Below are 20243 nucleotides of genomic sequence, written 5' to 3'. Positions count from 1 at the left end.
GTTCAGCCGTTGCAAAAGAGTGTGACAATAGGCGGTTAACTGGCGAGCATTAACGGTGCTAGGCGGATAATCCTGCTCCTGGATTATTTGCTTAGCAGTGTTAAGCGGAACCAGTTGCCTGTTGGCACACGTTTCGGCTATGAGGCCATTTTGAGACGCGGTCTTCGGCTCAAAGCGAGGCCGAGACCGCTCCTCAGGCTCGGTCCGGTCCGCCCACCGCGTTCCAGCCCATATTTGGCGGACGGTAGGCGGCCAGTCCTCACCAACTAGTCCAGTTCATGTAACCATTCTTCGGCGAGGTCCATCCAGTGGGCCACGTGAGGCAGGTTAGCGCCCGGCTTCCAGGCGGTGACCTGGTTGGCTAGTGCTAAGCCGTGAGGGCCTTGGTGGAAGACGTGGAGCTCGGTATCCACGTGATTGGCAATCGAGGCCTGAGCGTACGCCAGCGCATTTTGCACGGGAACCAGGGGATCTTCGGCGGTGACCCAAATGAACGTGGCCACGTTGCGCGGCGTGACGCGCTTGTCGGCCGCAATTTGGTCGGGGTCATCCGTCCATTTAGCCAGTGTCTCGGCATCAGTGGGATAGCCGGCAGCGGGCGTGATGACCGGGTAACTGAGAATGACGGCGCGTGGCTTGATCTCGTACGGTGTTGTGCCGGCCAATTTATTGAAGGCGTCGTCATGCCACAGGTCATTGAACAACGCGGTGATGTGGCCGCCGACAGAGAAGCCTGCCACAAAGATATGGTCGGTGTCGATCAGCCAAGCGTTGGCGTTACGCCGCAACAGCGCGACACTCTTGGCCAGTTCCACGACCGGCGTCGGTAACAGTGGGGATTTCTCACCGGCAAAGGTGTAGCGCAGGAAGAAGGCCTGATAGCCGCGAGCGGACCAGGCTAAGGCAAGGTCTTCCGCCTGTTGTTCGGGGATGTGGGTGTAGGCGCCGCCCGGGACGATGATGATGGCGGGGTAAGTTCCGGTATCTTCTTCAGGTTGGCGAAGATAGGCTTGTAAGTAAGCTGGCGAGTTTGGTGCCAGTGGCAAAGTGATTGTTTTCAATTGCGAAACCTCCTGAAATAAGTCATGATAGGATTTAACGGGAAACGACTTGGCCAGATGGTCAGGGTTTCCAAACAAAGGGCGTCACCCCAGTGTGGCCGCGACGCATCAACGGTCGGGGTGACCCACCACTTTATGATTAAAGTATAACGCATTTGGCATGCGAACGGGAAAAGAGGAAACGCAGAATGAATCGGATTATTGAAACGTCACGGGTGCGGGTCCGTCCCTTGACAGAAAGTGACTTGCCAGGGTACCAGCGTTTGTTGACCTTGCCGGTAGTGGCTGCGGCTAACGGGTCTCCGGCGGACGTCTCCACTGAACAGGTCAAACGGTGGCTAGCGGCTGACCGCCAAAGCCCGTTTGCCTTTAGTATCGAGGATAAGAGCACCCAGCGCTTCATGGGGACCATCTTGTTTTACCAACACCTCACGGCAGAGGGGATGCCGAGTGCCACGGAATACGACCTGGGTTATTTCCTCGATCCCCAGGACTGGGGGCAGGGCATCATGCCCGAGGCCATCGACGGCAGCTTACAGTTAGTTCAACAAGCAAAGCAACAATCGCAGACAATCTGGGCTACCTGCTTTGTGACCAACCACCAGTCCCAGCGGGTGCTCGAGAAGCTTGGATTTACCGCGGTCTTACAGCATTTTGTGGGCCCACAGATTGGCGATAAAGCACCTACGCCTGAACGATTATTTCGCTTAGATTTACCGGCTAGAAAAAATTAAGGTGCATTTTTCAAAATTTGAGCTTGCAATGTAAGTTGGTGATGGGTATACTACGAAGTATCGAATAGAAGAGGCGCGACCAACAAGAGTCGCTTTCCGGAGATGGGTCACATCGCTGAAGGAAAGTTAAAGGGGCGGTCGCCGAAATCAACACGTGAGGACATAGCGTGGTGGTTGGGTCCTGGTTCAACAGATCAGGGACTGTCGCAGCCAAATATGGGTTGCGGGGCGCTTTCAACGATATTGACTTGGAATAATGAAACTTCCAATCTCTTTCGCGGGCTTTTCTGGCGAAGGAGATTTTTTTATTGGACTGGGTCGTTTCGAGGAAGTCCTTCTAATCAAGAAGGAGGAAACATTTATGGAACAGAATATGACAAATGCAACAACCAGCGCGGCCTCAGATCAGGTCAAGCGGGGACTCAAGACGCGTCACGTGTCAATGATCGCGTTGGGCGGCTGTATCGGGACTGGGTTATTCGTTGCCAGTGGGTCGGCTATCTCAACTGCCGGTCCTGGTGGGGCGTTAGCAGCCTACGTTGCCATGGGTTTGATGGTGTACTTCCTGATGACCAGTTTGGGTGAAATGGCCACGAACATGCCGATTTCCGGTTCGTTCGCAGCGTATTCAGCTAAGTATGTTGACCCAGCCTTAGGGTTTGCGATGGGCTGGAACTACTGGTTCAACTGGGCCATTACCGTGGCCGTCGACATTTCTACGGCTGCCTTAGTCATGAAGTTCTGGTTACCCGGGGTGCCAAGTTGGATCTGGAGTGCCGTTGCGTTGGGCATTGTCTTTCTGATCAACGCCTTGGCTGTCCAAGCATTCGGGGAAACCGAATTTTGGATGTCCTTGATCAAGGTTGTTACCATCTTCGTCTTCCTGGCTGTCGGCTTAATGACGATCGTTGGAATCATGGGTGGTCACGCCACTGGCTTAGAGAACTTCACCTACAAGAAGGCGCCATTCGTGGGTGGCTTCCCAGCTATCTTGAGTGTCTTCGTAGTTGCCGGGTTCTCGTTCCAAGGAACTGAACTGGTCGGGATTACCGCTGGTGAATCCGAAGATCCTGCACACAGTGTTCCCAAGGCAATCAATTCTGTTTTCTGGCGAATCATTTTATTCTACATTTTAGCTATCTTTGTTATCGCCGCTGTCTTGCCTTACACCAGCAAGGACCTGTTAGGGTCATCTGCTAGTGACATTGCCATCAGTCCCTTCACGTTGGTCTTCCAGCGTGCCGGCTTGGCCGCTGCCGCTAGTGTCATGAACGCCGTTATCTTAACGTCAGTTATTTCCGCTGCTAACTCAGGGATGTACGCTTCCACGCGGATGCTGTACTCCTTATCCAAGGAAGGTTACGCACCAAGCTTGTTCGAACGGACTGGGAAGAACGGGATTCCTTATCCTGCCTTGTTCGCGACGACGATTGTCGCTGCCTTGACCTTCATCAGTAGTATTGCCGGTCCAGAAATTTACATGTGGTTGGTTGCTGCTAGTGGGTTAACCGGCTTCATTGCTTGGTTCGGGATTGCCTTATCGCATTACCGGTTCCGTCGGGCATTTATCAAGCAAGGACACAAGTTATCTGAACTGAGTTATCATGCAAAGTGGTTCCCAGTTGGGCCAATCTTGGCACTGTTCCTGTGTGTGGCTGTGATTGTTGGGCAAGACCCACAATCCTTCTTCTCCGGTAACTGGGAACAAGTCTTGGTCACTTACATCAGTGTGCCATTAGTCTTGATTCTCTACATCGGGTACAAGATCAAGAAGCACACGAAGCTGATTCCATTGAGCGAAGTCGATGTTTCCCCAGTTCACCGTGATGGGACGCTGAAGGAAACAACACCAAACGATTAACAGAAATTAAGTGTGGGCACACGTAATTTTTAAATAAAAATATCGCGGCGTCTAAGCTGGTGGTTGCCAGCTTAGGCGTCGTTTTGGTTCCAGTGAAATCGAGAAAATGGCCACGACATATTGTCTTTTATCCGGGAGGTTGGTACAATATGTGGTGTTGAATTTTTGAGAGTGGGTCAGTGGGCAGGACGCCTGCTGTACCCGTTTTAGTTAGAGATAGGGAAACGCTGTGGCTGTCGTCACGGCCCCGTCGTTATTTAAAGGAGAAGATCGCATGCTTGTATTATCGGGAACTATTGGCGCCGGCAAAACGAGTTTGACCTCGTTATTAGCCGACCACTTGAACAAACCAGCATTTTACGAATCAGTGGATGACAACAAAATCTTGCCACTGTTCTACCAGAACCCGCAGAAGTATGCTTTCTTGTTACAAATTTACTTCTTGAACAAACGGCTCGACAGCATCAAAGCTGCCAACGCCGATGATGAAAGTGTCTTGGATCGTTCGATCTTTGAAGACTCCTTGCTCTTTCACCTAAACGCCGACCTGGGCCGCGCAACCAGCACGGAAGTCGACATTTACGATTCCTTACTGGCCAACATGATGCAAGAATTACCAGACGCCACGCACAAGAAGAACCCTGACTTGTTGATCCACATCAACATTTCGTTTGAAACGATGTTGGAACGCATCAAGAAGCGGGGCCGGTCATACGAACAGATCGACCATGATCCAAGCCTGTACAAGTACTACCAAGAACTGGACCAACGCTACGTGGATTGGTACAACGCTTACGACAAGTCACCAAAGATGCAAATCGACGGCGACAAGCTAGACTTCGTGGAAGACCCAGCTGCACGTCAACAAGTGCTACAACTCATCGACGAAAAAATCGCTTCATTGTAAGCACGCGGTAAGCACGCGTGTTGGGGCACTATGGATTGATCTGGCTGCCTGCTGTTGCACTAGTGGTCGCCCATGCCTGCGGCTGCCAGGGATTCTGCCTACTATGGGGAACGCCTGCAGCCCAGAAGCGGGCTTCCGGCTCGCTTTGAAGCCTGGCTCAGAACCGCCAGTCTCCAAAGTCGTCCCACGCTGTAGGCTGAGAAAAGACCTCAGCCAACACCGTCGACACAGCTGGCGCCATCCCTGACCTCCTCCGGCAAGATAGTCCACCAATCGCCAGCTAGCAATGGACGGTTATGGTCCACGTTAGTCCGTGTTAGTGGCAATCACCACCGTAGCCGAGAGTGAAGCGAAAGTTGTGCTCAGCCGTGGGAGTTCCCTTAGTGGCGGGTTGTGCCGGTTAGGGAACTGGCGTCTTTAAGACGTGATTTACGGCTTAAAGCGAGGGGCGAGACCGCATTTTGGCTCGCCCCGTCCGCCCACAGCGTTCCGGCACAACTTTCGCGCAACGGCAGGCGGATGGGACCATTGTCAGTTGTTAAAGAAAAAAGTTAGTAATTGTTATCTGCCAAGAAATGCGGTATGATGAGACTAATCAAAAACACGTTGTGCCTATTTAGTAGACGGCCAGAGAAGCGGGGAAAGCTGCAAACCGCCACGTCGAATCTTCCAGCACGAGAAATAGTGGGCGGGTAATGCCGCACGGTGCAAACCGTTATCATGTTCAAGGGTGTAACTGGGCGACTGGTTACGAACTTGGGTGGTACCGCGAAGGTCTTCGTCCCATGTGACGGAGGCCTTTTTTGTATCATCCGTGAAAAAAGAGAGGAGCAAACAAGATGTTAGATTTAAAATTGATTCGCCAAGAACCAGACTTTATCAAGGAAAAATTAGCCACACGGGGTGTTGATCCCGCTGATATCGACAGTTTGTTGGCCTTAGATGCCAAGCGTCGGGAATTGATCGTGAAGAGTGAGACCATGAAGGCCCAACGTAACACGGTTTCTGATGAAATTTCTCAATTGAAGCGTAACAAGCAAGACGCCAATGACAAGATCACCGAGATGCGTCAAGTCAGTGGTGAGATCAAGGACATCGACGCCCAATTGGATACGTTAAAGGCACAGGTCCATGATGCGGCCGCTCATTTGCCAAACATTCCGAATGACAACGTACCAGTAGGGCTGACGGAAGACGGCAGTGTTGAGTTGCGCCAATGGGGTGAGAAGCCGAACATGGACTTCACGCCTAAGGCCCACTACGAACTGGGTGAAGACCTGGGAATCTTAGACTTCGAAGCCGGTGCCAAGGTATCTGGGAGCCGTTACCTGTACTACTTGGGTCTCGGTGCGCGTTTGGAACGGGCCGTTTACAACTTCTTCTTGGATGAGAACACCAAGGCGGGCTTCAAGGAAGTCTTGCCACCTTACATCGTGAACGACGATTCCATGTACGGAACTGGCCAATTCCCTAAGTTCAAGGAAGACGTTTACCAACTCCGTGACGAGGAAATGACCTTGATTCCAACGGCCGAAGTCCCCTTGGTCAACTACTACCGTGACGAAGTGATCCCTGAAGAGGACCTGCCAGTGTGGTTCACCGCTTTGACACCTGCCTTCCGTTCCGAAGCCGGGAGTGCCGGTCGTGACACCCGTGGCCTGATCCGCCTGCACCAATTCAACAAGGTCGAAATGGTTAAGTTCTGCAAGCCAGAAAACTCTTGGGATGAACTGGAAGCCTTGACCAAGCACGCTGAGAGCCTCTTACAGAAGCTGGGACTGGCTTATCACGTCATTACCCTGACGACCAGTGACATGAGCTTTACGGCGGCTATGACACATGATTTGGAAGTTTGGTTCCCAGAACAAAACACGTACCGGGAAATTTCTAGTTGCTCAAACACCACGGACTTCCAAGCACGGCGGGCACATATCCAATACCGTGACGACAATGGCAAGTTGCAATACGTTCACGCGCTGAACGGGTCTGGCTTAGCCGTTGGCCGGACGGTCGCAGCCATTTTGGAAAACTACCAAAACGCCGATGGCACCGTAACGATTCCAGACGTGCTGGTTCCTTACATGGGCGGCGTCACGAAGATTACGAAATAGGTTCCTCTCTCCGTCAGCGCCACAAGCACTCCGCCTGCTATGGGGAACGGTTCCAGCCAAAGAACGGGCTTCCACCTCGCGCCAAAGCCTCGCTAAGACCGCGAGTCTCTGAAGGCGTCCCACCCAGTAACCTGGCCTAAAACGCCAGCTAACTGGGTCGACACAGCTGGCTCCACACTTGTGGCGCTGACTCCGGCTGAACTGTTTTTGCACCACGTCACTTTGACTCTTGGTAGTCGGTGGCAGGGTTCGGCTCGGTTTCTGTGTAACAGGAAGCGACTGGGTCGACGCAAGTAAATAAACATCAAAAGTGGTCTCACGCAGTTACTGGCAGCAGTGGCCGAGATAGCGACCAGGGGTCAGGGCAAATGTCCTGGCCTTTTTATTTGGTCTTGATCAGGGGGCGCTGAGGGATTGGGAGAGGGAATCAGGCATAGCGGCAGAAAGATTTTTAGGTAAACACTCATTTTTTTGAATATTTTTGTAATTTCTTATTGACGCGTCTAGGTCCTTCGTATAAAATAGTTTTTGTTGGTTAATTCCGACAGCCAAGAGAGGCTGTCAGTGGAGTGGCCGCGCATCGTCGTGATTGATAAATTCAAATTATTTTGAAAAAAAGCTGGCTTTTTCTTCGCTAGTAGGTTAGAATATTATTTGTTGCTTACCGGGTAGTTATTCAGCTAACGAATATTTATTCAAAATATTTCAAAAAAGTTGTTGACATCATTTGCTCGGCATGGTAAATTATAATAGTTGTTTCAAACGAGAACATTGTTTCTCATTTGAAAGTCCATGGAGGATTAGCTCAGTTGGGAGAGCGTCTGCCTTACAAGCAGAGGGTCACAGGTTCGAGCCCTGTATCCTCCATCGGGACCACGGTCCCTGGCGGTTAGTTCGCCAACGTTGCAGGTGTGGCGGAACTGGCAGACGCGCTAGATTTAGGTTCTAGTGTCTTATGACGTGGGGGTTCGAGTCCCTTCACCTGCATAACTAAATATTGCAAAATATTTTAAAAATATTTTGCCGACTTAGCTCAGTTGGCAGAGCATCTCACTAGTAATGAGGAGGTCGGAGGTTCGAATCCTCTAGTCGGCATGGCACCTTTAATTTAATAGCCAATTTGCGGAAGTAGTTCAGTGGTAGAACATCACCTTGCCATGGTGGGGGTCGCGGGTTCGAATCCCGTCTTCCGCTTTTGCCCTTTTGCCGGGGTGGCGGAATTGGCAGACGCACAGGACTTAAAATCCTGCGGTCAGTGATGACCGTACCGGTTCGATCCCGGTCCTCGGCATTTAACTTAATAATAATTATGCACCCATAGCGCAACTGGATAGAGTGTCTGACTACGAATCAGAAGGTTGTAGGTTCGACTCCTACTGGGTGCATTTTTGTCGCTTATGTTTTAGCGCATAAGCACTTTTCGGGAAGTAGCTCAGCTTGGTAGAGCACCTGGTTTGGGACCAGGGGGTCGCAGGTTCGAATCCTGTCTTCCCGATTAACTGACAACTAAGTCAGCGGGCTATTTCGGGAAGTAGCTCAGCTTGGTAGAGCACCACGTTCGGGACGTGGGGGTCGCAAGTTCAAATCTTGTCTTCCCGATTTTTTTATCCCGAATTTACATAAAAATTGTTTGTCGGTCGACTCCTTACTAATCGTTTGGAAGTCGGCCGTTTTTTTGTTATGCTTATCTTCCAGAACTTCTGTAGGGTTTGCGGTCTAATCCGTTGCATTTTTATGGAAAGTTCGTATAATATTAGTCAACATTAGTCAGAAGAACTGCACCGAAGGGGGGACGATAATGGAGAATCAAAATATTTCAGATATTATTGAGTCTTACCTCAAGCAGATTTTGGCTGAGTCTCAGCAGGTGGAGATCCGGCGCGCGGAAATCGCTGATCAATTCAACGTAGTACCTTCCCAGATCAATTACGTGATCAAGACCCGTTTTACGATTCAAGATGGTTACGTCGTGGAGAGTAAACGTGGTGGCGGCGGGTACATTCGAATCGAAAAGGTCAAGTTGCTGGATAACTTGGATTTCATCGATTCCTTGGTTAGCGCGGTGGGTGATCAGGTTACTCGCCACGATGGCTTGGCCGTTGTGCGGAGCCTATTTGAGGCTGGTACCATTAATCGGCGTGAGGCCAATATCATTTTGGCTGCGATCGAAAAGGATGCTGTTCACACTGGCGACCGCCAGACCAGTGAACGGGTCCGCGCCCAGATTTTGGTATCGATTTTAAACCACTTACGTTACGAGAGTTAAGAAAGTGAGGAGTTGCAATGGATAACCTATTTACACCGAGTGCTAAGAGCGTCCTTGTTTTGGCACAGGAACAAGCAAAATATTTCAAGCACCAAGCAGTCGGTACGGAACACTTGCTGTTAGCCCTCACCATTGAAAAGAACGGGATTGCCAACAAGGTTTTACAACAATTCTCCGTTAGCGACGATGATGTCCGCGAAGAGATCGAACGGTTCACGGGTTACGGGACCTTAGCCAACATGGATAAGGACAGCTACCTGCCGTACTCACCGAAAGCCAAGTCGATGCTGGCCTTAGCCGGTGACGAAGCCAAGCGCTTGGGTGCCACTAAGATTGGTACGGAACACTTACTGTTGGCTTTACTCAGTGATGACACGATCTTATCGTCACGGATCTTGAAAAACTTAAACGTTGAACTGGCCGACGCTCGCAAGGTTGTTTTGCGTAAGCTCGGTATTGCGGACACACCGAAGCGGCGGAACGCGGACCGGACACGGCGCAACACGCCTCAAGGTGGTACGCCAACGCTGGATTCTTTGGCCCGTAACTTAACGGATGCAGCCAAGGAAGGACGGATGGATCCAACTGTCGGCCGTGATAAGGAAGTTAAGCGGGTCATTCAAATCCTGAGTCGGCGGACCAAGAACAACCCAGTATTGATCGGTGAACCCGGGGTCGGGAAGACGGCGATTGCGGAAGGCTTAGCCCAACGCATCGTGGCCGGCAACGTCCCTGATGATATGAAGAACAAGCGCTTGATGATGCTCGACATGGGCTCGTTGGTCGCTGGCACCAAGTACCGGGGCGAATTTGAAGACCGGTTGAAGAAAGTCATCGAAGAAATCTATAACGATGGTCAAGTTATTCTCTTCATTGATGAATTACACACGCTGATCGGTGCCGGTGGTGCTGAAGGGGCCATTGATGCGTCAAACATTTTGAAGCCGGCCTTGGCTCGTGGCGAACTCCAAACCATTGGGGCAACGACGCTGGACGAATACCAAAAGTACATTGAATCCGATGCCGCTTTGGAACGGCGATTTGCCACTGTCCAAGTCAATGAACCAACGCCGGACGAAGCCAAGGAAATCTTGGATGGCTTGCGGCCGCGGTATGAGGACCACCATCACGTCAACATTACTGATGACGCCATTGACCAAGCTGTTAAGCTGTCAACGCGTTACATCAGTGACCGGTTCTTGCCTGACAAGGCCATCGATCTGATGGATGAAGCGTCAGCCAAGGTTCGAATCGACCAAATGGACAAGCCGACCGCCGCATCCAAGCAAGCGCAAGAACTTAAGGACTTGGCGGATGAAAAGGAAAAGGCCATTGAAGACCAAGACTTCGAACGCGCCGCTAAGCTCCGGACTGAAGAAATGGCCTTGCGTGAAAAGGTCGATGCACGGGCAGCCAAGGATGCCGCTAAGGCGGACACGGATGACCGTCATTACAGTCTCAATGTGACTGGCGAAGATGTGGCCGATGTGGTCGCTGAATGGACCGGTGTTCCGGTAACACAATTGAAGCAAACGGATGCGGATCGCCTGGTTAATTTGGAAAAGATCTTGCACGAACGGGTCATTGGTCAAGAAGAAGCAGTCTCGGCCGTTTCGCGGGCCATCCGACGGGCACGGTCTGGCTTAAAGGATCCGAACCGGCCAATTGGCTCATTCATGTTCCTGGGACCAACCGGTGTCGGGAAGACGGAATTGGCCAAGGCCTTGGCCGAAGCCATGTTCGGGTCAGAAGACAACATGATTCGTGTCGACATGAGCGAATACATGGAAAAGTACTCGACTAGTCGGTTGATCGGGTCAGCGCCTGGTTACGTGGGCTACGACGAAGGTGGCCAATTGACCGAAAAAGTTCGGCAAAAGCCTTACTCCGTTGTCCTCTTCGATGAAGTGGAAAAGGCCCACCCAGATGTCTTTAACATCCTGTTGCAAGTCTTAGATGACGGTTACTTGACTGATTCCAAGGGACGTAAGGTCGACTTCCGAAACACCATCCTGATCATGACCTCTAACTTAGGAGCCACGAAGCTGCGGGATGAAAAGACAGTCGGCTTTGGTGCCGAAGACATGGCGGACAACTACAAGGCCATGGCGGCAACGATTCGTGAGACCTTGAAGCAATCGTTCCGGCCAGAATTCCTGAACCGAATCGATGAAACGGTCATCTTCCACTCCTTGAAGAAGCCAGAACTCCACGAAATCGTGAAGTTGATGGCCAAGAACATCGTCAACCGGGTGGCAGAACAAAACATCAAGCTCAAGATTACGCCAGCCGCAATCGACGCCGTAGCTAAGGCGGGCTTTGATCCTGAATACGGGGCACGGCCAATTCGCCGGGCACTGCAAACACAGGTCGAAGATAAGCTGAGCGAATCCCTGTTGAACGGGGAAATCAAGACGGGCGACCAAGTGACGATTGGTGCTACGAAGGGTGAGGTCACGGTCAACGTGAAAGCCCCTGACGCCAAGGGGACACCCAAGACAGTAGCTAGTCACTAGCCAGTAATGGCCTCCGTCCAGTAGTCTGGTACAAAATACCAGCTAATTGGGCTGACACAACCAGCCCTGTCCTTGGCCGACTCCGGCAGTTGTCATCACTCTCTCTCGATATGACTGTAAATCAACTAATGCTGAGAATTAAGCCAGTGGTTAGTGGGCAACACGCTTGTAGCCGAGAGTGGAGCGACTAGGTACTCAGCCGTGGGAGTTCCCTTAGCGGTGGGCTTTACCGGTTAGGGAACTGGCAACTTGGAGACGTGGGCTTTCGGCTCCGAGTTGAGGGTCGAGACCGCTTTATGGCTCGGCCCGGCGCCCACCGCGTTCCAGTACCTAGTCGCGCAACGGCAGGCGGCCAGAACCAACTAATTTAAATGTAACGAAGCGTCCAGAATCACTGCTAACTAGCGGTGGTCCTGGACGCTTTTTTGCGAAAAGGTTACGTTTGCCAGGGAACCGCGACTTGGTCTAACAAGTGATAAGTGAGATGTGGTAAACTAAAGTTACCAGACGAACTACTGTGCGCGATGGCAAGGGATTTGCCAAGTGGTTATTTCGAAAAGTTACCTAACTAGCTAACCGGCAATCACAGTAGGTCAGGAAAGGACGAGAGCCATGAAGAGAGAAGAACAGTTAAGCCACACGCACGCAGCGATTTTACAGGCTGCCAGAGAACAGTTCTTGGCCCAGGGGTACCAGGCGACTTCAACACGCGAGATTGCAAAGGAAGTCGGCATTACCCAGCCAGCGCTGTATCACCACTTTAGCGACAAGGAGGTTATCTTCCTTGAAGTGATCAAGAGTGTCGGTCAGGAGGTCCAAGAGGGCATCTTAGCCGTCAACGACCGCCTAGCGGCAACTGACCAACCCGACCCAGTCGAGGCCTTAGCGGCGGTGACAGAGGTGCTGACGGGGGTCCATCCCCGCGACGTCTTCACGGTGATCCACAGCAGCTTTCGGTTCTTAAAGCCGGGAAACAAGCGGCAACTGGGGATGGTCTTCATGCAAGATTACTTGGGACCACTACAGAAGTTCTTCGAGCTGGATGTCGTGACGCTACAGCCCGGCTTATCGGCCCAAGATGCCGCATCATTTTATCTGACCAGCCTGAGCCCGCTCTTTAACACCTTCCACCACGTTGGTCCGGCAGACGCGTCCCAGCATGATCAAACGCTGGCGCTGATCCGCTTGATCTTATTTGGGGTCGCGGTTAAAAAGTGAGTGCTCCTTATTGACATTTGCCAATAGATTTAGTACTATATCATTTGTATGCAACTGTGAACTGAAATTGAACGCGCCGATCTATTGTCCGGTGGCGTTCGTTATAAGAAGCCAAAAGCAAGCTCCAAGTTTGTTTTTGGATTTTTTTTGCCAAAAAACCGAGCGAAACTGCATTTGTAACCAAAATGTAATATTCGGTTTGGCCAGTCACAGAATAAATAGGAGAGGTGAACAACTTGGCAGGACACTTAGTTAAATACGGGAAACACCGTACACGCCGTAGCTATTCGCGAATCAAGGAAGTTCTTGATTTACCTAACTTGATTGAAATTCAAACCAATTCCTACAACTGGTTCCTCGACGAAGGTTTACGCGATATGTTCGACGACATCATGCCAATCGAAGATTTTCAAGGAAACCTTTCGTTAGAGTTTGTTGATTATCAGTTACTGGAACCCAAATATACCGTGGATGAAGCACGGGAGCACGATGCCAACTTCTCGGCACCCCTGCACGTGACTTTACGTTTAACCAACCACGAAACGGGCGAAATCAAATCGCAAGATGTCTTCTTCGGTGACTTCCCATTAATGACGGCCCAAGGGACCTTCATTATTAATGGGGCAGAACGGGTAATTGTTTCTCAATTAGTCCGCTCACCAGGGGTTTACTTCAATGAAGATACCGATAAGAATGGCCGGACCGTCTTTGGCGCGACCGTCATTCCTAACCGGGGTGCTTGGTTGGAATTTGAAACCGACGCCAAGAACATTTCCTACGTCCGGATCGACCGGACCCGGAAGATCCCAATGACCGAATTAGTTCGGGCCTTAGGATTTGGTTCTGACGATGAAATCTTAGATATCTTAGGTGACAACGAAAGTCTTTCACGGACGTTGGAAAAGGATATCCACAAGAACACCGATGACTCCCGTGTCGAAGAGTCCTTAAAGGACATCTACGAACGCTTGCGGCCAGGTGAACCTAAGACGGCAGACTCTTCACGGAGCTTACTGACGGCACGGTTCTTTGATCCTAAGCGTTACGACATGGCGCCCGTTGGCCGTTACAAGACTAACAAGAAGCTGAGCTTGAAGACCCGTTTGTTGGGCCTGACCTTAGCCGAAACGTTGGCTGACCCTGATACCGGTGAAATCATCGCGCAAAAGGGCACGGTCGTTGACAAGGACGTCATGAAGACGTTGGCGCCATACTTGGATCAAGACGATTTCAAGATGGTTACCTTCCAACCTTCAGACGAAGCCGTTGTCACGGAACCACTGAAATTACAAATCATTAAAGTTGAATCTCCTGACGATCCAGAACAAGAAGTTCCTGTTATCGGGAATGGCAACATTGATATCAAGCTGAAGCACATTCGCCCAGCCGACATCATTGCTTCCATGAACTACTTCTTCGACCTGCAAATTGGGATCGGCAATACCGATGATATTGACCACTTGGGTAACCGGCGGATTCGTTCCGTGGGTGAACTCCTGCAAAACCAATTCCGGATCGGGTTATCCCGGATGGAACGGGTTGTGCGTGAACGGATGTCCATTCAAGATGCTGCGACGGTAACGCCACAACAATTGATCAACATTCGCCCAGTTGTGGCTTCTATCAAGGAATTCTTTGGGTCATCTCAATTGTCTCAATTCATGGATCAGACCAACCCGCTGGGTGAATTAACTCATAAGCGTCGGTTGTCTGCCCTTGGGCCTGGTGGGTTGACGCGTGACCGTGCCGGTTATGAAGTCCGGGACGTGCACTACACCCACTACGGTCGGATGTGCCCAATCGAAACGCCTGAAGGTCCTAACATCGGGTTGATCAACAGTCTGTCCAGTTATGCACGGGTCAACAAGTATGGTTTTATCGAAACGCCATACCGTCGTGTTTCCTGGGATACGCACAAGGTTACCGACAAGATCGATTACCTGACTGCTGACGAAGAAGATAACTACGTTGTGGCTCAAGCCAACACGCCGTTGAACGATGACGGTTCCTTCGCAACGGATACCATCATGGCCCGTGACGAAGATAACAACATCGAAACTTCTGCTGACCGGATCGACTACATGGACGTTTCGCCTAAGCAAGTTGTTGCTGTGGCCACGGCATGTATTCCTTTCTTGGAAAACGATGACTCCAACCGGGCCTTGATGGGTGCCAACATGCAACGGCAAGCTGTGCCATTGCTGGACCCTCATGCGCCATTAGTTGGGACTGGTATCGAATACAAAGCTGCCCATGACTCCGGTGTTGCCTTAATCAGTCAACACGACGGAACCGTTGAATACGTTGATGCACGGGAAATCCGTGTTCGGCGCGACGATGGTGCTTTGGACACTTACAAGCTGATGAAGTTCCGCCGGTCAAACGGTGGGAAGAACTACAACCAACGGCCAATCGTTAAGGTCGGCGACCATGTCGACAACGATGAAATCTTGGCTGATGGCCCTTCCATGGAAAATGGGGAATTAGCCTTAGGGCAAAACCCATTGGTTGCCTTCATGACTTGGCAAGGGTACAACTTTGAAGATGCCATCGGGATCAACGAACGGTTGGTTCGCGATGACGTTTACACGTCGATTCATATTGAAGAATACGAATCAGAAGCACGTGATACGAAGCTGGGACCTGAAGAAATGACGCGTGAAATCCCTAACGTTGGGGAAGACGCCTTGAAGAACTTGGACGAAGACGGGATTATCCGGATTGGTGCCGAAGTTCAAGACGGCGACATTTTGGTTGGTAAGGTCACGCCTAAGGGTGTTACTGAATTATCTGCCGAAGAACGTCTGCTGCATGCCATCTTTGGTGAAAAGGCCCGTGAAGTACGGGATACTTCCCTGAAGGTGCCACATGGTGGTGGCGGGATCATCCAGGATGTTAAGATCTTCACCCGTGAAAACGGGGATGAGTTATCACCTGGTGTCAATATGATGGTTCGGGTCTACATCGCCCAAAAGCGGAAGATCCAAGTTGGGGACAAGATGTCTGGTCGTCACGGTAACAAGGGGACTGTTTCAGTCGTTATCCCTGAAGAAGATATGCCGTACATGCCAGATGGGACCCCAATCGACATTATGTTGAGTCCTATGGGTGTGCCTTCCCGGATGAACATCGGGCAAGTGCTCGAATTGCATTTAGGGATGGCTGCTCGTAAATTAGGAATCCACGTTGCAACGCCTGTCTTTGATGGTGCCCGTGATACGGATATTGCGGATGCTATCAAGGAAGCCGGCATGGCCTCCGATGCCAAGACCGTCTTATACGATGGTCGGACCGGTGAACCATTCGACAAGCGGGTTGCCGTGGGTGTCATGAACTACCTGAAGTTGGCCCACATGGTCGACGACAAGATGCACGCCCGTTCCATTGGACCTTACTCACTGGTTACGCAACAACCCCTTGGTGGGAAAGCGCAATTTGGTGGTCAGCGTTTCGGTGAAATGGAAGTTTGGGCCTTGGAAGCTTACGGTGCCGCTTATACGTTGCAAGAAATCTTGACGTACAAGTCTGATGACGTGGTTGGTCGGGTGAAGACCTACGAAGCCATCGTCAAGGGCGATCCAATTCCAAAGCCTGGTGTGCCTGAATCATTCCGTGTGCTGGTTAAAGAATTACAATCCTTAGGGCTGGATATGAAGGTCTTAAACGGGAACAACGAAGAAATCGAACTCCGTGATATGGACGACGATGACGATGATGTTGTGAACGTGGATGCGTTGAGCAAGTACGCCCAACAGCAAGAGGAACGTAAGGCTGCCGCACAAAGCGATGACAGCAAGGCGGCATCAACGTCTACGAAAAATGAAAGTCAACCAAACACGCAAGACTAATTAATAAGGGAGGTCGCTTCTTTGGTCGATGTCAATAAGTTCGAAAGCATGCAGATCGGGCTGGCTTCACCTGATAAGATCCGTAGCTGGTCTTATGGGGAAGTCAAGAAGCCTGAAACCATCAACTACCGGACATTAAAGCCTGAAAAAGACGGGCTGTTCGACGAGCGAATTTTCGGTCCTACCAAGGACTGGGAATGTGCTTGTGGAAAATACAAGCGGATCCGTTACAAGGGTGTCGTTTGTGACCGTTGTGGGGTCGAAGTTACCCGTTCTAAGGTTCGTCGTGAACGGATGGGCCACATTGAACTGGCTGCTCCTGTTACCCACATCTGGTACTTCAAGGGGATCCCTAGCCGGATGGGCTTGGTCCTCGACATGAGCCCACGGGCTTTGGAAGAAATCATCTACTTTGCATCCTACGTCGTCTTGGATCCAGGTAACACGCCACTCGAAAAGAAGCAATTACTTTCCGAACGTGATTACCGTGACAAGCTCGTGGAATACGGTAGTGACGCCTTCAAGGCTGAAATGGGTGCCGAAGCCATCAAGAAGTTATTGATGGCCGTAGACCTGGATAAAGAAGTTGCAGAATTAAAGGAAGAACTGAAGGAAGCCACTGGCCAAAAGCGGACGCGTGCCGTTCGTCGTTTGGACATCTTGGAAGCCTTCGTGACTTCTGGTAACCGTCCGGAGTGGATGGTAATGGACGCAATTCCGGTCATTCCACCTGACTTACGGCCAATGGTACAACTCGAAGGTGGGCGTTTCGCAACGTCTGACCTGAACGACTTGTACCGGCGGGTTATCAACCGGAACAGCCGGTTGAAGCGGTTGTTAGACCTGAACGCACCTGGTATCATCGTTCAAAACGAAAAGCGGATGCTCCAAGAAGCCGTTGACGCCTTGATCGATAACGGTCGCCGTGGCCGTCCAGTTGCTGGCCCAGGTAACCGGCCACTGAAGTCTCTTTCACACATGTTGAAAGGGAAGCAAGGTCGGTTCCGGCAAAACTTGTTAGGGAAGCGGGTTGACTACTCTGGTCGTTCCGTTATTGACGTTGGTCCTTCCCTCAAGTTCAACCAAATGGGTCTGCCAGTCCCAATGGCTTTGGAATTATTCCGGCCATTTATCATGAAGGAACTGGTTGCCCGGGGCTTAGCCTCCAACATTAAGAACGCCAAGCGCCAAATCGACCGTGAAGATGACGATGTCTTTAACGTTTTGGAAGACGTCATCAAGGAACACCCTGTTCTGTTGAACCGGGCCCCTACGCTTCACCGTTTGGGGATTCAAGCGTTCGAACCAGTCTTGGTTAGTGGTAAAGCGATGCGGTTACACCCATTGGCTTGTGAAGCCTACAACGCCGATTTCGATGGGGACCAAATGGCCATTCACGTGCCATTATCTGACGAAGCACAAGCTGAAGCACGTTTGCTGATGTTAGCGGCTCACCATATCCTGGCACCTGCCAGTGGGAAGCCTGTTGTTGCGCCTTCTCAAGATATGGTTATCGGGAACTACTACCTGACCATGGAAGAAGATAACCGTGAAGGGGAAGGCATGATCTTTACCGACCTCAACGAAGCCGTTATCGCTTACCGGAACGGTCTGGTTCACTGGCACAGTCGTGTGGGTGTTCAGGTTTCCTCCATGCCAGACAAGCCATTTACTGACGAACAACGCAGTAAGGTTATGGTAACGACCGTTGGGAAGTTGATCTTCAACAACATCCTGCCAAAGTCATTCCCATACCTGAACGAACCAACGAGCACGAACCTGAATGGCGCCGTTCCGGACAAGTACTTCTTGGAACCGGGCGAAGACATTCATGATTACCTGCAAAACGCCGAACTGATCGGGCCATTCAAGAAGGGCTTCTTGTCTGACATCATCGCGGCGGTTTACCAACAATACAAAGTGACCGCAACTTCCAAGCTGCTTGACCGGATCAAGGACTTAGGTTACGACGAATCAACTAAGTCTGGGTTGACGGTGGGGATGGTCGATGTTACCGACTTGAAAGAAAAGCCAGAAATCATCGACGCTGCCCACAAGCAGGTTGCGACGGTTACCAAGCAATTCCGGCGTGGTCTGATTACCGATCATGAACGTTACGAACGGGTCATTGGTATCTGGAACGATGCCAAGGATGACATTCAAAACGCCTTGATTCACAGTTTCGACCAACAGAACCCTATCTTTATGATGAGTGATTCTGGTGCCCGGGGGAACATTTCTAACTTTACGCAGCTGGCTGGGATGCGTGGTCTGATGGCCGCTCCTAGTGGTGACATCATGGAGCTGCCAATCACGTCTAACTTCCGTGAAGGCCTGTCTGTGATGGAAATGTTCATTTCGACCCACGGTGCTCGTAAAGGGATGACCGATACGGCGCTGAAGACTGCCAACTCAGGTTACCTGACTCGGCGGCTGGTCGATGTTGCCCAAGACGTTATCATTCGGGAAAAGGATTGTGGGACTGACCGTGGCTTGAAGATTCGCGCCATCACTGATGGTAACGAAATGATCGAACCATTGTACGACCGGATCTTAGGGCGTTACACCCAAAAGACCGTCTACGATCCAAAGACTGGGGACGTGATCGTTCCTAAGAACCAAATGATCGTTGAAGACACGGCCCAACAAATCGTTGACGCTGGTGTCGAAGAAGTAACCATTCGTTCCGCCTTTACTTGCAACACTGAACATGGTGTCTGCGAACATTGTTACGGCCGGAACATGGCTACTGGTGACGAAGTTGAAGTTGGTGAAGCTGTCGGGACTGTTGCCGCACAATCAATCGGTGAACCTGGGACCCAGCTGACCATGCGTAACTTCCATACCGGTGGTGTTGCCGGGAACGAAGATATTACCCAAGGGTTGCCTCGTGTTCAAGAATTATTTGAATCTCGGAACCCTAAAGGTAAAGCTGAGATCACTGAAGTTACTGGGACGGTTGAATCAATCGAAGAAAACCCAGCTGAACGGACCAAGGAAATCACCATTAAGGGTGAAGCCGATACGCGGAGTTACACGTTACCAATCACGGCTCGTATGCGGGTCAGTGAAGGCGACTTTATCCACCGTGGTGGCGCCTTGAACTATGGGTCTGTTGATCCTAAGGAATTGCTGCGGGTTCGCGATGTCTTGTCTACTGAAACTTACATCTTGGGTGAAGTGCAACGAGTTTACCGGATGCAAGGTGTGGCTATCAGTGATAAGCACGTGGAAATCATGGTTCGACAAATGCTGCGGAAGGTCCGCATCATGGATCCAGGTGACACGGATGTGCTGCCAGGGACTTTGATGGATATTCAAGACTTCCGTCGGGCTAACTACCAGACGTTGATCGATGGGGGCATTGCTGCCACCGCACGTCCAGTTATCTTGGGGATCACGAAGGCTGCTTTGGAAACCAACAGTTTCTTATCAGCCGCATCCTTCCAGGAAACGACACGTGTCTTGACCGATGCTGCTATTCGGGGCAAGAACGATCCACTGGTTGGTTTGAAGGAAAATGTCATCATTGGGAAGATCATTCCTGCCGGTACTGGGATGCCAGATTACCGTCAGATCAAGCCCAAAGAAGTTGGCGGCACGTCAACCGAAGGCGTTTATTCTATCAGCGACTTAGAAAAACAAATGCAAGAAGACTCACAGGCCTAGTGACAACTAGCTTGCTGGTCGGGGGCTCGTCAGTGATGGCGGGTCCCTTTTT

The 20243-nt window shown here is 51.0% G+C and carries 10 protein-coding genes, 8 tRNA genes and 1 riboswitch; of the genes, 17 read left to right on the top strand and 1 reads right to left on the bottom strand.

Translation table 11 applies throughout. The features are described from left to right. Positions 1-266: 266 nt before the first annotated feature. On the bottom strand, positions 267-1061 hold the full coding sequence (locus NGM66_RS10310; RefSeq protein ID WP_208909176.1) for a lp_1002 family arylesterase: 795 nt from the start codon (positions 1059-1061) through the stop codon (positions 267-269). A gap of 188 nt (positions 1062-1249) precedes the next feature. Between NGM66_RS10310 and NGM66_RS10305 the strand changes: the two genes are divergently transcribed. The 17 genes from NGM66_RS10305 (at position 1250) to rpoC (ending at position 20191) form a co-directional block, all read left to right on the top strand. Continuing rightward, positions 1250-1795: a GNAT family N-acetyltransferase gene (locus NGM66_RS10305; RefSeq protein ID WP_208909177.1), complete on the top strand. Its 546-nt coding sequence runs from the start codon at positions 1250-1252 to the stop codon at positions 1793-1795. 60 nt (positions 1796-1855) lie between these two features. Then, positions 1856-2037, top strand: a riboswitch (Lysine riboswitch). Between the two features lie 119 nt (positions 2038-2156). Further along, positions 2157-3656 carry an amino acid permease gene (locus NGM66_RS10300; protein WP_209280005.1) on the top strand — a complete coding sequence of 500 codons (1500 nt, stop codon included), beginning with the start codon at positions 2157-2159 and terminating at the stop codon, positions 3654-3656. Positions 3657-3930: 274 nt separating this feature from the next. Then, positions 3931-4563: a deoxynucleoside kinase gene (locus tag NGM66_RS10295; RefSeq protein WP_208909178.1), complete on the top strand. Its 633-nt coding sequence runs from the start codon at positions 3931-3933 to the stop codon at positions 4561-4563. Between the two features lie 839 nt (positions 4564-5402). Continuing rightward, a complete protein-coding gene (gene serS, locus NGM66_RS10290) occupies positions 5403-6674 on the top strand; it encodes a serine--tRNA ligase (RefSeq protein ID WP_208909179.1) in 1272 nt (423 codons plus the stop codon). A gap of 794 nt (positions 6675-7468) precedes the next feature. Then, positions 7469-7541, top strand: a tRNA-Val gene (locus NGM66_RS10285). Between the two features lie 38 nt (positions 7542-7579). Further along, positions 7580-7661, top strand: a tRNA-Leu gene (locus NGM66_RS10280). A gap of 35 nt (positions 7662-7696) precedes the next feature. Then, positions 7697-7769, top strand: a tRNA-Thr gene (locus NGM66_RS10275). A 27-nt stretch (positions 7770-7796) separates the two neighbouring features. Beyond that, a tRNA-Gly gene (locus tag NGM66_RS10270) sits at positions 7797-7868 on the top strand. An 11-nt stretch (positions 7869-7879) separates the two neighbouring features. Continuing rightward, a tRNA-Leu gene (locus NGM66_RS10265) sits at positions 7880-7965 on the top strand. 20 nt (positions 7966-7985) lie between these two features. After that, positions 7986-8059, top strand: a tRNA-Arg gene (locus NGM66_RS10260). A gap of 36 nt (positions 8060-8095) precedes the next feature. Beyond that, positions 8096-8169 (top strand) — tRNA-Pro (locus NGM66_RS10255). 30 nt (positions 8170-8199) lie between these two features. Then, positions 8200-8273, top strand: a tRNA-Pro gene (locus tag NGM66_RS10250). A 199-nt stretch (positions 8274-8472) separates the two neighbouring features. After that, complete coding sequence (locus NGM66_RS10245) at positions 8473-8940, top strand: CtsR family transcriptional regulator (RefSeq protein ID WP_208909180.1); 468 nt, start codon at positions 8473-8475, stop codon at positions 8938-8940. Between the two features lie 17 nt (positions 8941-8957). After that, positions 8958-11456 carry an ATP-dependent Clp protease ATP-binding subunit gene (locus tag NGM66_RS10240; protein ID WP_208909181.1) on the top strand — a complete coding sequence of 833 codons (2499 nt, stop codon included), beginning with the start codon at positions 8958-8960 and terminating at the stop codon, positions 11454-11456. Positions 11457-12068: 612 nt separating this feature from the next. Continuing rightward, the gene (locus NGM66_RS10235; protein WP_208909182.1) at positions 12069-12674 is read left to right on the top strand and encodes a TetR/AcrR family transcriptional regulator; all 606 of its coding nucleotides are present in this window, start codon (positions 12069-12071) and stop codon (positions 12672-12674) included. A gap of 227 nt (positions 12675-12901) precedes the next feature. Continuing rightward, a complete protein-coding gene (gene rpoB / locus NGM66_RS10230; RefSeq protein ID WP_258115599.1) occupies positions 12902-16522 on the top strand; it encodes a DNA-directed RNA polymerase subunit beta in 3621 nt (1206 codons plus the stop codon). Positions 16523-16543: 21 nt separating this feature from the next. Beyond that, positions 16544-20191: a DNA-directed RNA polymerase subunit beta' gene (gene rpoC / locus NGM66_RS10225; protein ID WP_208909184.1), complete on the top strand. Its 3648-nt coding sequence runs from the start codon at positions 16544-16546 to the stop codon at positions 20189-20191. The last annotated feature ends 52 nt before the right edge of the window (positions 20192-20243 follow it).

The organism is Levilactobacillus yiduensis (assembly GCF_024718525.1).
Taxonomy (GTDB): domain Bacteria; phylum Bacillota; class Bacilli; order Lactobacillales; family Lactobacillaceae; genus Levilactobacillus; species Levilactobacillus yiduensis.
This window is presented reverse-complemented; position numbering and strand designations above follow the sequence as displayed.